This is a genomic window from Streptomyces sp. I05A-00742 (genome assembly GCF_013055795.1).
In the GTDB taxonomy this organism is placed as follows: domain Bacteria; phylum Actinomycetota; class Actinomycetes; order Streptomycetales; family Streptomycetaceae; genus Streptomyces.
Genome location: NZ_JABETO010000032.1, coordinates 43,737 through 57,120, shown reverse-complemented (window position 1 = coordinate 57,120; position 13,384 = coordinate 43,737). Strand labels below are relative to the sequence as shown.

Genomic DNA, 13,384 nt, shown 5'->3' with positions numbered 1-13,384 from the left:
AACTTCCGGACGATCAAGTCGCGCGACGGCTGGGCCTTCATGGGCTCCTCCACCGGCGGCTCCGCCGGCCTGAAGTCCGTGCTGCAGAAGCCGGACAAGTTCAAGGCCGTCATCGCCTCCGGACCGGACATCGTCCCCGACTCCCTCCTGTGGGCCGGCCACGACAAGGAGAAGGCGGACAACAACTCCAAGGTGCTCGCCCAGCGGTTGATCGCCAAGGGAGGCCCGGAGGTCTACCTGGGCATCCAGGTCGGCGCGAGCGAGTCGGTGAAGCCGCCGATCGACAAGTTCGTCTCCGCGTACGGCAACAAGGGCCCGGTGAAGACGAAGTACTTCGTCATCCAGGGCGGCGAGCACAACGCGGCCACCTATGTGCCGAACATGGAGACCGGCGGGCTGATCCAGTGGATCAGCAAGCACATGCAGGGGCCCGTCGCCTGACGCCGCCCCGCCCCGATACCTGGAGCCCTGAGCCCCTCCCCCAGGGAGTCAGGGCTCCAGCAGTTCCACCCGGACGTCGGCGGGGTAGCCGGTCGTCGGCCCGGTGCGGCGGGCGAACTCCGCCACGCCCTCCAGCTGGCGGGGGCCGAAGCGGAAGTCCAGCGTCGTGAAGTAGCGCTCCAGCAGCTCCGGGTCGAACGCCTCCCAGCGCGCCGCCTGCTTGGCGACCCTGCCGACCTCCTCCAGGGAAAGGTCCCGGGAGGCCAGGAACGCCTCGTGCACCTTGCGGACTATGCCCGGCTCCCGGGCCAGGTAGTCGCGGCGCACGGCCCATACGGCGAAGACGAACGGCAGCCCCGTCCACTCCTTCCACATCTGCCCCAGGTCGTGGACCTCCAGGCCGAGCTTGGGCGCGTAGTGCAGCGACGCCCGCAGCGCGGCGTCACCGATGAGGACGGCGGCGTCCGCCTCGCGCATCATCAGGCTCAGGTCGGGCGGGCAGGTGAAGTACTCCGGCCGCACCCCGACCCGCTCGGCGAGCAGCAGCTGCGCCAGGCGCACGGAGGTGCGCGAGGTGGAGCCGAGGGCGACGCGCGCCCCGTCCAGCTTCTCCAGCGGCACCTGCGAGACGATCATGCAGGACATCACCGGGCCGTCGCAGCCGACCGCGATGTCCGGCATCGCGACCAGTTCGTCCGCGTGCCGCAGGTACTCGACCAGCGTCACCGGGCCGATGTCGAGGTCCCCCCGGATGAGTGCCTCGCTGAGCTTCTCGGGGGTGTCCTTGGACAGATCCAGGTCGAGCAGCGTCCCGGTCCTGGCGAGCCCCCAGTAGAGGGGCAGGCAGTTCAGGAACTGGATGTGGCCGACGCGGGGACGGCTGAGGTGCGGCCGGGGGGCGTCGGCGGCGGTCGGTACGTCGCGTGCTGAAATGTCCACATCCGGAGGCTAGCCCCGCGGCGGGCGCCCGGCCCGACCGGGGCCCGGTGAGAGGGTGCCTGACTCGCGAGACTTTCCGGCTTTGCGGGGCCGAAAACCCACCTTGAGCGTGATCTTCAACTCTTTCGCGGCAAGAACCCTCCGTGCTACGCTCGCCGCAAGTTGCAGTTTGGTTTCCCTTGCAGTACAGAGCCTGCGGAGCATGTAACCCGCAGGCTTTTGTAGTTTTCAGACTTCTTGCAGGTTCTGGAGCAGGGCAACCCTTTGGGCCCAAGGAGGGCTTTATGGCTACCGGAACCGTGAAGTGGTTCAACGCTGAAAAGGGCTTTGGCTTCATCGCCCAGGACGGCGGGGGCCCCGATGTCTTCGTCCACTACTCCGCGATCAACGCCTCCGGCTTCCGCTCCCTCGAGGAGAACCAGCAGGTGACCTTCGACGTCACTCAGGGTCCGAAGGGCCCGCAGGCGGAGAACGTCACCCCCCAGTAGTCCGGGACCGGCCCTCCGGGGCCGGCGCGAGGTGACAGGCCGGTCGCGGCCGATGCAGTACCAAGGAGCCCTGTCCCACCGTTTCGGCGGCGGGGCAGGGCTCCTGTCTTTGACCGGACGTCTTTGATCGCCGCCGATCGCCTCGCCGCTGATCGCCTCGCCGCCGATCACCGCCGATCTCCGCTTGATCCGGCCGCGAGCGGGTTCGATCAGGAACGGGGCCGGTCAGGACCGTCACCGATCATGGCTGCGCCGCCCGGCGCCACGGCCGGAAGCGTCACATCCGGGCATATTCCTGTTTCCGGACCCCGGACATCCGCTCCGCCCGGCATTTGTTTAACAAATCCTTAACCCTGTTCGTACAGCGCATCGATTTCCCTGCTGTGCCGTTCGAGAATTATCGAACGCCGCAGTTTGAGGGTGGGGGTCAGCTCCCCGCTCTCCACCCCGAAATCGCCCGGCAGGATCGCGAACGCCCTGATCCTGGCCGGGCCGGCCGACCGGGCGTTCACCGCGTCCACGGCCTCCTGGCACAGCCGCCGCACGCCCGGGTGGCGCGCGGGCCCCTCCGCGCCGAAGCCGACGCCCTCCCGGGCCGCCCAGCCCGCGATCTCCCCGGCGTCCAGGGTGAGCAGCGCGACGGGGTACGGACGGCGGTCGCCGACCAGGACCGCGTGGGAGATCCAGCGGGACTGCCGGAGGGCGGATTCGGCCAGTGCGGGCGTGATGTTCTTGCCGCTCGACGTGATGATGATGTCCTTCTTGCGGCCGGTGACCGTGAGGAAGCCGTCGTCGTCCAGGGAGCCGAGGTCCCCGGAGCGCAGCCAGCCGTCCGCGTCCAGCACCGCGGCGGTCGCGGCGGGGTCGCCGTGGTACCCCGGGAAGACCCCCGGCCCGCGGGCGAGGATCTCGCCGTCCGGGGCGACGCGCACCTCGCAGCCGGGGACCGGCCGGCCGACCGTGCCGGGCCGGAACGCCCCCGGGCGGTTCAGGGTGACCACCCCGGACGTCTCGGTCATCCCGTAGCCCTCGTGGAGGGGGATGCCGCAGGCGCGCAGGAAGTCCAGGGTGCCGGGGGCGATGGGCGCGGCGCCGGTCAGGGCCCAGCGCAGCCGCCCGCCGAAGACGGCCCGCACCGGTGCGAAGAGCCGGTCCTCGGCGGCCTGCCACGCGGCGCGCAGCGGCCCGTCCGGCTCCTCCCCGCGCTCACGCAGGACGGCCGCCCCGAGGCCGGCGCGTACGTCCGCCGCCAGCCGCGCGGGCCCGTCCGGGCCCGCGGCCCCGGCGAGGGAGAGCGCCATGGCGTGGACCTTCTCGAAGAGGCGCGGCACCGAGGGCAGATGGGTCGGCCGGACCTCGGCGAGCTCGGTCACGATGTCCTCGGTCCGGCCGCCGTAGTAGCAGAGCGTCGCGCCCCGCAGCAGGGTGCCGAACTGCACCAGCTGGGCGAGGAGATGGGCCAGGGGGAGGTAGAGGTACGTGGTGTCGCCGGGGTCGTAGGTGATGATCCCGGCCGTCGCGTCGTGGGCCGCGGCGAGGTTGCCGTGGGTGAGGCAGCAGCCCTTGGGGAGTCCGGTGGTGCCGGAGGTGTAGATGATGCCGCAGAGGTCCGTCTCGGTCCGCTGTTCCGCCCGGGCGAGCAGGTCGTCCACCGTCGCCCCGGCGGCCGCCCCCGCCAGCGGCGCCCCGGTCCCGTCGTCCATCACCACCACGTGCCGCAGCTCCGGCAGCCGGGCGCGGAGCGGTGCGATCCGGGCGGCCCGTTCCGCGTCCTCGGCCACCGCCACCGTCGCCCCGGAGTCGGCCAGCACCCAGGCGAGTTCGTCCTCGCCGGCGGTGGGGTAGACCGGCACCACCACCGCGCCGGCGGCCAGCGCCGCGAGGTGGACGTACGTCCACTCCGGGCGGGTCCCGGCGAGGACGGCGACCCGGTCGCCGGGGCGCACCCCGAGGGCGATCAGGCCGCGTCCGGTGGTCCGTACCGTCTCGCGCAGCCGGTCGTAGCCGACGTCCGTCCAGCCGCCCTCCGGGGCGCGGTGGCGGAGGGCCGGGCCGGCGCCGTACCGGTCGGCCGTCCATTCGGCGAACAGGGCGAGGGTGCGGGGTCGTTCGGGCATGGCGCCTCCGCGGGTCGGGGGTGGCGGACGGACTCCCGTCCTCCGTGCCGGGGGCCGTACCCCCGTGCCCCCGGACCGCTCCGGAACCCTACGCACGCCACCCCCGCCCCAGGATTGACCGAAACGCTCAGCACCCCTGACCCCACCGCTCGGCGCACCATGCCCCCATGGGCGAACTCCCCGTCACCACCGGCGACCGCACGATCGGCACGCACTTCGTACGGGCCGCCCTCGGCGGCGCCGTCCGCCTCGGCCACGACCCCGTCCCCCTGCTCCAGACGGCGCGCATCCCGCCCCTCCTGCCGGGCGACGACGGCGGGCGGGTGACGCCGGAGCAGTTCACTCGGCTGGTCCGGGCGGTGCGCCGGGTGACGCGCGACGAGTTCCTGGCCCTGTCGACGGTCCCCAGCCGGCCCGGCACGTTCGCGATGATGTGCCACGCGTGCGTCGGCTGCCCCGACCTCGGCGCGGCCGTCGACCGGGCCGTCCGCTTCTACGGCCTCTTCCCCGGCGGCCCCGACCTCGCCCTCCGACTCCGCGGGGACGAGGCGGTGTTCACGATCCGCAATGACCTCTGCAGGGTACGGGAAGGGCGCTTTCTCGCCGAGTGCGCGGTCCTCGTCTGGCACCGGCTGGCGAGCTGGCTCATCGGCCGGCGCATCGTCCTGAACTGGGCCGACTTCGCCCATCCGGCGCCCCCGTACGCGGGCGAGTACGAGCTGATGTTCGGCTGTCCGGTGCGGTTCGGGGCCCGCCGGACCGGCGCCGGCTTCGCGCCGCGCTGGCTGACCGCGCCCGTGCTCCGGGACGAGGCCGCGCTCGCGGCGTTCCTCCGCCGCGCCCCCGCCGGCCTGCTGAGCCGCCGCGACTACGGCACGACCGTCGCCGACCAGGTCCGCAGCGCCCTGACGGGAGCGCTCCGGTCGGACCGTCCGGTGCGGCTGCCCGAGGCGCGGGAGACCGCCGCCCGGCTCGCGCTCAGCCCGGCGACGCTGCGGCGCCGGCTGGCGGCGGAGGGCACCTCGTACCGGCTGCTCAAGGACGAGGTCCGCCGGGACGCGGCGCTCGCCGGGCTGGCCGCCGGGCGGGAGTCGGCGGCCGAACTGGCGGTCCGGCTGGGGTACTCGGAGGACACCGCCTTCCACCGGGCGTTCCGCCGCTGGACGGGGACGACGCCGGGCGCGTACCGGCGGGAGGCGGGGAGCGCGCTCCTCCGCGAGCGCTCCGGGTGAACGGGCCCGAGCGCTCCGGCTGACAGGCCCGGGCTCTCCGGCTGACGGGCCCGAACGCTCCGGGCCGACGGGACCGAGCACTCCGGTCGGCAAGGGTGAGCGTCCCGGTCAGCATCGCTATTACCGGTGAGTTACTACGGTGCGAACAACTGCGCGGCACCATCCGACAGTTGGGAGCACTCCATGCGCTTGCGCACCCTGGCCCTCACCGCGGTCACGGCTCTGGCCGCGACCTTCGGCCTCACGGGCCCCGTCCGGGCCGGCACCCCCGTCAGCATCGACACCCCCATCCGCACCGGCAGTCCCGGCGACATCGTCAGCTCCTCCCCCACCGCGTTCCACCCGCTTCCCGGCCAGCCGACCCTCACCCGGGCCTGGCACATCACCTACCGCTCGACCACCGCCAAGGGCGCCCCGAACGTCGTCTCCGGCACCGTGATCGTCCCGCAGGACGGCAGACCCGGCCCCCGGCCGCTGATCACCTACGCCGTGGGCACGGTCGGCCTCGGCGACCAGTGCGCGCCCTCCGCCGGCTTCCCGCTCGGGACGGCGGTCGAGGCCAACCTCATCCAACTGCTGACCGCCCGCGGCTGGACCGTCGCCGTGACCGACTACGAGGGCCTGGGCACCCCGGGCGACCACACCTACGTCGTCGGCCGCTCGGCGGGCCACGCCGTCCTCGACGCCGCCCGCGCGGCGCTGCGACTGCCCGGCACCGGGCTGGGCGCCGACACCCCGGTGGGCATCATGGGGTACTCACAGGGCGGCCAGGCCACAAGCTGGGCGGCCGAACTCCACGACAGCTACGCGCCCGAGCTGGACGTCAAAGGCACGGCCACCGGCGGCATGCCAGCCGACCTGATCAAAACCGCCGCGTTCGAGGACGGCGGCGTCGGCGCCGGCCTGGTCCTCATGGCCGCGTCCGGCCAGAACGCGGCCTACCCCGAACTGCGGCTCGACGACTACCTCAACGACCGCGGCCGCCGCTCCCTGAGCTTCCTCAGGAACAACTGCGTCGCCGTCGACGTCGCCGCCGGACTCTTCAAGAAGATCTCCGACGTGACCGTCCGGAACCCGCTGGAGGCGCCCGACTGGCAGCGCGTCCTGCGCTCCTCGACCCTCGGCACGCACGCCCCCGACCACCCCGTGTACCTCTACCACGGGACGGCCGACGAGCTGGTCCCGTACGCCGGCGGACAGCGGCTGCGCGCCGACTGGTGCGCGCGGGGCGCCGGCGTCCGCTGGACGTCCCTGCCGCTCACCGAGCACGTCACCGGGGCGGTCGTCCAGGCCGTCCCCGCGGCCGACTGGCTGGCGCAACGTTTCGCCGGAAAGCCGGACGCGGGCGACTGCGGCTGAACGACCGCCGGCCGGACCGGGTCAGCCGGCGGGTGACACCGCGGGGGCGACGCCCCAGCGCCTGCCGCTGACCAGGTTCTCCAGCCCCACCCACGCCACGTTCATCAGCGTCTCCGCCGTCTCCTTGGCCGAGGGGGCGGCACCGGCGGGCCCGTTCGCCCACCCGGCGAGCGCTTCGGCCGCGCCCACAAGGGCGTGGGCGAGGCCGGTCACCTCCCGCCCGACCAGCGGCGTCCGCCCCGGCGCCGCCCCGGCGGCCTCCTCGATCAGCCGCACGACGACCTCCACGATCTCCTCGCGCAGCCGGGCCACCACCTGGTCGAACGGTTCCCCGTGCGTACGGGCCCGGCAGCTGAGCACCGCCCACCCCTCGGGGTGGGCCGCGGTGTGCGCGAAGAACGCGCGCAACCCGTCCCAGAGCCGGCGGTCCGCCGGGGCGTGCGGCTCGACGGCGGACCGCACGGCACCGAGCAGCGCCTCCGCCTCGCGCCGGATACAGGTGCCGAAGAGGTCCTCCTTCGAGTTCAGATACAGGTAGATCAGGGGTTTGGACGCCCCGGCGAGTTCGGCGATCTCATCCATCGAGGCGGCGCTGTAGCCGCACCGGGCGAACACCCGCACGGCCGCGTCGATCATCTGCCGCTCCCGCACCTCCCGGGGCATCCTCCGCACCCTGGGCTTCGTCCTGTCCGGCACGGACGTCCTCACGCCGGTCCGGATCCTGGCAGCGTCGGTCTGTGCAGTGGTCACAACAAGCATCCCTCCGCCCCCGCTACAGTACCGGCAGGTAATATCACGCAGGGAGCGGGCGTCAAGGGCGGCCATCAGGCCGTCGGCGGCACCTCACCGCTCAGACAGGTGGACGCCGCGGGCCGCGCCTCCGCCAGGAAGATCGTCTGCGCCATCATGCGGTAGCCGGACATCCCCTCGCGCAGCGTCTCCACGGACTCCTCCGGGTGCACGGAATCCACCACGGCGTACGGCCCCTCGGCGTTGAACTGGTGCGACGCACCGCGCGGTATCTGCATGTCCACCCAGCAGTTCGGGGGCACGATCACATTGTGCCGCTCCTTGCCCTGCGCACCCGGAAGACGGTCGGCGAACTCCCGCAACGGCCCGCCCGCCCAGGTCGGCGAGGGCATGACCCGGATCGGACTGAGGCTCGACGTCCGGATGGTGGTGTCCGGACCCGTCATCATCCGGACGAAGCGCAGGCCCGTGTGCAAGTGCATCCGGGAGCAGATGTTCCGCGCCGTGACGTCGTAGAAGTCCATCAGATACCGGTCCGCGAAGAACCCCTCGAAGGGCGCCTCGACCATATAGACGTCCCCCTCCTCGAACTCCTGCGCCCGCCTGATCCCATCGGCCGGAACCGGCCCGGACCGCTCCTTCCGGTGCCCCTCCCGCACAACGGCCGCCAGCGCTTCCACGACGACGAGCGCGGCGGCGGCCGGGAGCCGGAAGAGAGGCGTGAGGCGACAGGGATCCCCGTCGCGGTACGCGCCCAGATCGTGGAACTCGTCCTCGTGGTCCGGGGAATGCTTCATCCTGACGGTCATGCGTCCTCCCCACCGCGCGAGCCACCTGCTCGCGAACGGGACCGGCACCCCCCGGAAACCGTCCGTCACGGATGGAAACCTCACACCCACGACCGGGCACCGGCCCACACGGATCGCACCCTGACCGTCAGAGTCTCACGCCCACTCCGGCCCTTACTCAACGCGCCTCTCGGCCAATTCACCACGAGAGGAGGGAGATTGCCGGGACCCCACATCTCTCCGGCCACACCTCTCCAGCCACATCAACTGCCGCACAGCTACCCAGGGCAGACCACGCGCCCGCGCGTCCAGCACCCGGAAGAGCTGCCGATGGGTGACGTGCCGCCACCACCACTCCTCCATCGCGGGCACGCTCCCCCTGTCGTTCCCCCGGCCGTTCCCCCGGTCGTCCAGGAGCGACGGGGCGCCCTGCACATCCTCCAGGTGCACCCGGAGGGCCTCGGCGATATCCATCAGCATCTTCACGGTGTTGACCGGGATACGGCCCGACTCGACGCGATAGACCCAGCCCTCGGACCGGCACAGCAGTGCACCCAACTCACGCTGTGTCAGCCGCCGCCGCTCCCGGTAGAACCGCACCCGGCTGCCGAACGCCTTGTGGTCGGTCATGCCACGCATCGCCGCCCCTCCCGGTCGCGCCGCTCCAAGTGTCGTGGGCCGCACTGTGCAACGACAGAGCGCGATGTACGGAGCGGGAACCGGCCTCATTAGGCTCGGCCGCATGCCGGAGCCCGAGAACGAGCACGAGAAGCGCATGGCCCGTCCCCGTATGGCCGCGGGTGCGCTCTTCTTCGACGAGGAGGGCCGGGTGCTGCTGGTCCGGCCCTCGTACAAGCCCAAGTGGGAGATCCCCGGCGGGTACGTCGAGTCCGGCGAATCGCCGCTCGACGCCTGCCGGCGCGAAGTGGCCGAGGAACTCGGGATCACCCCGCCCATCGGCCCCCTCCTCGTCGTGGACTGGGCACCGAGCGACGCCGAGGGCGACAAGGTCCTGTTCGTCTTCGACGGCGGGCTTCTCGATCCGGGGCAGTTCCGGAAGATCAAGCCCGCGGCCGACGAGCTGCTGGAGGCCCGCTTCCAGCCGGCGGAAGCAATCGAGGACCTCCTGATCCCGAGACTCACCCGCCGGGTACGGCAGGCCGTTGCCGCCCGGGACGCGGCGCACTTCCGCTACCTGGAGCACGGGCAACGTCCCCGCGCAGAGTATTGACCGCGTCGAGGAGCCGGTCGCCCTGGCCACCACCGGCGATGCCGGCGCGCAGGACCCACAGGGTCCTTCTGCCCGTCGGGAGCTTCGAACAGCACGGCGCCCATTTGCCGTTGATCACGGACACGGCCGTCGTCTGCCTGATCGCTCGCCGGCGATCCCTCATCACTGCCGGGCCGTGAAGACGGCCGATCCGGCCCCCTCCCGGACCGCCGACATCACCGGGACGCCCAGCCTCCTCTGCACTCGCTGCCCCCTCCGTTCTCATTGGGCTCAACTCTTCTATAGATACCCCCCAGGGGTATATGCTCACGCCGTGAGTCCGCGGGAGCGGCCACACTGGACGGGGAATGGGGATGACGGTCATGGACCACAGCGCACACCACGCCGACACCGCGCAGCACGGCCACGCCGCGCACGACCACGCCGCGCACCAAGCGCACGTGGGACACGCCGGGCACGCCGGGCACGAGGGACACCGGATGGGCGGGGTGACCTGGGGAGCCGCCGCGAGGGCGACGCTGCACTGCCTGACCGGATGCGCCATCGGCGAGATCCTCGGCATGGCCGTCGGCACGGCCCTGATGTGGGGCAACACGCCCACCATGATCTTGGCGATCACCCTGGCGTTCGTCTTCGGCTACTCCCTGACCCTGTTCGCGATCCGCAAGGCCGGCCTGGGCTTCAAGGCCGCCCTCAAGATCGCACTGGCCGCCGACACCGTCTCCATCGTCGTGATGGAGCTCGTCGACAACGGGATCATCGCCCTGGTCCCCGGCGCGATGGACGCCCACCTGGACGAAATCCTGTTCTGGACCTCACTGCTCGGCGGGTTCGTGATCGCCTTCCTGCTCACGACTCCGGTCAACAAGTGGATGATCGGCCGCGGCAAGGGCCATGCCGTCGTCCACGCCTACCACTGACGCCTCTCACTCCACATGCCGAGGGGCGAGGGAGGTTCCCGGACAGCAGGAAGCCCCCGGCCTCGTGGGCGAATTCGAGGGGTCGTCGCAACACGTGATCACTGACGTGTGGTGGCGAGCAGTTTGGACAGACGCTCGGCTGGGGTTTCCCAGCCGAGCGTCTTGCGTGGGCGGCTGTTGAGTTCGGCAGCGGCGGCGTCCAGGTCCTCGCGGCTGTAGCGGGCCAGGTTGGTGCCCTTCGGGAAGTACTGCCGCAGCAGGCCGTTCGTGTTCTCGTTCGATCCGCGCTGCCAGGGGCTGGCGGGATTGCAGAAGTAGACCGGCATGTCCGTGGCGGTGGAAAAGAGGACGTGGCCCGCCATCTCGTTGCCCTGGTCCCAGGTCAGTGAACGCCGCAGGTGAGGCGGAAGTTCGCTGACAGTGGCGGTGAGCGCTTGGTGGAAGTGCTCTGCCCGGTGGCCGTTGGGCAGGTGCACCAGCATGGTGAAGCGGGTGGTCCGCTCGACCAGCGTGCCGATGGCGGAGCCGTGGTTCGCTCCGACGATGCAGTCGCCTTCCCAGTGGCCGGGAACGGCGCGGTCGGCGACCTCCGCGGGTCGATCGCTGATCATCACCATGGGCGCGGTGAAGCGAGGCTGGCGCTTGTAGGCCTGGCGATGGGGGCGCCGGCGGGCTCGTCCGGTCCGCAGGGCCTTGGTGAGTTCACGGCGGAGTTCGCCGCGGCCTTGGACGTAGAGCGCCTGATAGATCGTCTCGTGCGTCACGCGCATCTCCGGGTCGTCGGGGAAGTCACGGCGGAGCTGGTGGGCTGTCTGCTCCGGGCTCCAGCGCCGTTCCAGACGCTCCTGGACGTAGTCCCGCAGCCGGGGGCACCGACCGATCTTCCCGGGCTTAGGACGGGGCCGACGGGCATCCGCGCGGGACTGGGCGACGTAGGGCCGGTAGGTCCACTCGGTGCCGCGCCAGAGCGCGCCGTTGCGGCGAATTTCCCGGCTGACCGTGGAGGGACTGCGTCCCAGCTCGGCGGCGATCGCGCGGACGGAGGCCTTCTCCCGCAGCCGGTCGGCGATGTGGATGCGCTCCTGCTCGCCGAGGTACCGGCTGGACGAAGCAGGGACGGCCGCCCGTTGCGAACGAACGGGCGGCTCTACCCTGCCACTGTTGAGCAGGCGACCGTTGCGCCACCCGCGAGCGGTTCGCAGGTGGACACCTACACGCTTGGACGCCTCTGCACTGCTGTATCCCTGCTGCACAAGCCGGAAGTATTCCTCCCGCTCAGCGTGCAGCCTCTTGCGCCCCTGGGGCCTCCGGTCCCTACGAGCTTCGAACTCCATCGCATCCCCTGAGCTGGGGTGTTGCGACGACCACTAGAACGGAAGGTGCGAGGCCGGGGGCTCTTCCGTGGGTGCTACGCGGCGCTCAGCACCGGCTCCCGCGCCGGCTCGGCGTCCTCCAGCTTCGAGCCGTCGGCCGTGGCGTACGCCTCGCGGTCGAGGATGCCCTCGCGGGAGGCGACGATGATCGGGACGACGGACTGCCCGGCCACGTTGGTGGCGGTGCGGATCATGTCGACGATCGGGTCGATGGCGAGGAGCAGGCCCACACCCGCCATGGGCAGGCCCAGGGTGGAGAGGGTCAGGGTGAGCATCACGGTCGCGCCGGTCAGGCCGGCAGTGGCGGCGGAGCCGATGACCGAGACGAAGGCGATCAGCAGGTAGTCGCGGACCTCCAGGGGCACGTCGAAGACCTGGGCCACGAAGATTGCGGCGATGGCCGGGTAGATGGAGGCGCAGCCGTCCATCTTGGTGGTGGAGCCGAAGGGCACGGCGAAGGAGGTGTACTCCTTGGGGACGCCGAGGCGCTCGGTGACCCGCTGGGTCAGCGGCATGGTGCCGACGGAGGAGCGGGAGACGAAGGCCAGCTGGATGGCGGGCCAGGCGCCCTTGAAGAACTGGAGCGGGTTGACCTTGGCGACGGTGGCGAGCAGCACCGGGTAGACGCCGAAGAGGACGATGGCGCAGCCGACGTAGATGTCGGCGGTGAACGTCGCGTACTTGCCGATCAGGTCCCAGCCGTACTTGTGGATGGCGTGGCCGACCAGGCCGAGGCTGCCGAGCGGGGCGAGCCGGATGACCCACCACAGCACCTTCTGGAGCAGCTCCAGCACGGACTCGCTGAGAGTGAGCAGCGGCTTGGCCTTCTCGCCGATCTGGAGGACGGCGATACCGGCGACGGCGGCCATGAAGACGATCTGGAGCACGTTCAGCTGGGTGAACGGCGTGATGACGTCGGTGGGGACGATGCCGGTGATGAAGTCGAGCCAGGAGCCCTTCTTCTTGGGGTCGGCGCCGTCGGCGGCGGTGAGGCCGGTGCCGGAGCCGGGGTCCGTGAGCAGACCGATCGTCAGGCCGATGGTGACCGCGATCAGCGACGTGATCATGAACCAGAGGAGCGTCCGGGTGGCCAGCCGTGCGGCGTTGGAGACGTTCCGCAGGTTGGTGATCGAGACCAGGATGGCGAAGAAGACCAGCGGGGCCACCACGACCATGAGCAGCTGGACGAAGATGTCACCGATCTTGTCCAGGGTGGTCTGCAGCCAGCCGATGTCGCCGCTCCGGGCCGCCCAGCCGAGCAGGGCGCCGAGGACGAGACCGAGCAGGATCTGGGCCCAGAAGGGCACCTTGGGTATACGGCCGAGGGCGGCGCGGACCCCGGAGGACGGGGTCGCGGTGGAGGGGGGCGTCGAGGACAACGGAATCTCCGGGGACAGACGGGGGTGAAAAGGGGCGCGGGGCGCCGGGAGGTCCGTACGGGATCTCCGGCCGCGTCGGGGAAATCAGCGGCGGCAACAGGCCGCGGACAGACAGCGGCAAAGATCGACGTGCAGGCGCGCCACGAGCACGGGGCCCGCGGGGATTCGGTGCGCTGCTGCTGTCTTCATGTCGACACGTTAACACTGGAACTTTGAGAAACCCAAAGGGTCTCTTTGGGTTCCAGAGGCTCCGACGGCAGGAAAAACGCCGCGCGCCCCGCCGTGGAGCGGTTGCTCGACGGCGAGGCGCGCGGTGCGATGTGACGAAAACTACCCTTGGGGCGAAAACTACTCTTGGGGAGAAATG

At 71.2% G+C, this 13,384-nt stretch carries 14 protein-coding genes; 7 read left to right on the top strand and 7 right to left on the bottom strand.

The window, feature by feature from the left end:
* Positions 1-441, top strand: a 441-nt coding sequence (locus tag HN013_RS33240; protein WP_249375365.1) for an alpha/beta hydrolase-fold protein, incomplete at its 5' end; no start/stop codon positions are given.
* Positions 442-489: 48 nt separating this feature from the next.
* Here the strand turns inward: HN013_RS33240 and HN013_RS24945 are convergent.
* Positions 490-1,380 (bottom strand): menaquinone biosynthesis protein, encoded by an 891-nt coding sequence (locus tag HN013_RS24945; protein WP_312018707.1) that lies wholly within the window; start codon positions 1,378-1,380, stop codon positions 490-492.
* Between the two features lie 284 nt (positions 1,381-1,664).
* Here HN013_RS24945 and HN013_RS24940 point away from each other — a divergent pair, with 284 nt between their 5' ends.
* Entirely contained in the window at positions 1,665-1,868 is a 204-nt protein-coding gene (locus HN013_RS24940) for a cold-shock protein (RefSeq protein WP_171169943.1), read from the top strand.
* Positions 1,869-2,215: 347 nt separating this feature from the next.
* Here the strand turns inward: HN013_RS24940 and HN013_RS24935 are convergent, their stop codons facing one another.
* Positions 2,216-3,985 (bottom strand): long-chain fatty acid--CoA ligase, encoded by a 1,770-nt coding sequence (locus tag HN013_RS24935; protein WP_171169940.1) that lies wholly within the window; start codon positions 3,983-3,985, stop codon positions 2,216-2,218.
* A gap of 167 nt (positions 3,986-4,152) precedes the next feature.
* Between HN013_RS24935 and HN013_RS24930 the strand changes: the two genes are divergently transcribed.
* Positions 4,153-5,217, top strand: a complete 1,065-nt coding sequence (locus HN013_RS24930; RefSeq protein ID WP_171169938.1) for an AraC family transcriptional regulator — start codon at positions 4,153-4,155, stop codon at positions 5,215-5,217.
* A gap of 183 nt (positions 5,218-5,400) precedes the next feature.
* Positions 5,401-6,576: a lipase family protein gene (locus HN013_RS24925; RefSeq protein ID WP_171169937.1), complete on the top strand. Its 1,176-nt coding sequence runs from the start codon at positions 5,401-5,403 to the stop codon at positions 6,574-6,576.
* A gap of 21 nt (positions 6,577-6,597) precedes the next feature.
* Here the strand turns inward: HN013_RS24925 and HN013_RS24920 are convergent, their stop codons facing one another.
* The 3 genes from HN013_RS24920 to HN013_RS24910 form a co-directional block, all read right to left on the bottom strand.
* Positions 6,598-7,239, bottom strand: a complete 642-nt coding sequence (locus tag HN013_RS24920) for a TetR/AcrR family transcriptional regulator (RefSeq protein ID WP_171169935.1) — start codon at positions 7,237-7,239, stop codon at positions 6,598-6,600.
* A 161-nt stretch (positions 7,240-7,400) separates the two neighbouring features.
* On the bottom strand, positions 7,401-8,135 hold the full coding sequence (locus tag HN013_RS24915; RefSeq protein ID WP_249375363.1) for a hypothetical protein: 735 nt from the start codon (positions 8,133-8,135) through the stop codon (positions 7,401-7,403).
* Positions 8,136-8,288: 153 nt separating this feature from the next.
* A complete protein-coding gene (locus tag HN013_RS24910) occupies positions 8,289-8,753 on the bottom strand; it encodes a helix-turn-helix transcriptional regulator (RefSeq protein ID WP_249375361.1) in 465 nt (154 codons plus the stop codon).
* Positions 8,754-8,856: 103 nt separating this feature from the next.
* Between HN013_RS24910 and HN013_RS24905 the strand changes: the two genes are divergently transcribed.
* From HN013_RS24905 to HN013_RS24895, 3 genes are all read left to right on the top strand, one after another.
* Positions 8,857-9,345 carry an NUDIX hydrolase gene (locus HN013_RS24905; protein ID WP_249375359.1) on the top strand — a complete coding sequence of 163 codons (489 nt, stop codon included), beginning with the start codon at positions 8,857-8,859 and terminating at the stop codon, positions 9,343-9,345.
* A gap of 38 nt (positions 9,346-9,383) precedes the next feature.
* Complete coding sequence (locus HN013_RS24900; protein ID WP_249375357.1) at positions 9,384-9,524, top strand: creatininase family protein; 141 nt, start codon at positions 9,384-9,386, stop codon at positions 9,522-9,524.
* A gap of 183 nt (positions 9,525-9,707) precedes the next feature.
* Positions 9,708-10,265 carry a DUF4396 domain-containing protein gene (locus tag HN013_RS24895; protein WP_171169933.1) on the top strand — a complete coding sequence of 186 codons (558 nt, stop codon included), beginning with the start codon at positions 9,708-9,710 and terminating at the stop codon, positions 10,263-10,265.
* A 98-nt stretch (positions 10,266-10,363) separates the two neighbouring features.
* Here the strand turns inward: HN013_RS24895 and HN013_RS24890 are convergent, their stop codons facing one another.
* Both HN013_RS24890 and HN013_RS24885 read right to left on the bottom strand, forming a co-directional pair.
* Complete coding sequence (locus HN013_RS24890; RefSeq protein WP_249375355.1) at positions 10,364-11,599, bottom strand: IS30 family transposase; 1,236 nt, start codon at positions 11,597-11,599, stop codon at positions 10,364-10,366.
* 74 nt (positions 11,600-11,673) lie between these two features.
* Positions 11,674-13,017, bottom strand: a complete 1,344-nt coding sequence (locus HN013_RS24885) for a dicarboxylate/amino acid:cation symporter (protein WP_171169929.1) — start codon at positions 13,015-13,017, stop codon at positions 11,674-11,676.
* Positions 13,018-13,384: the final 367 nt, after the last annotated feature.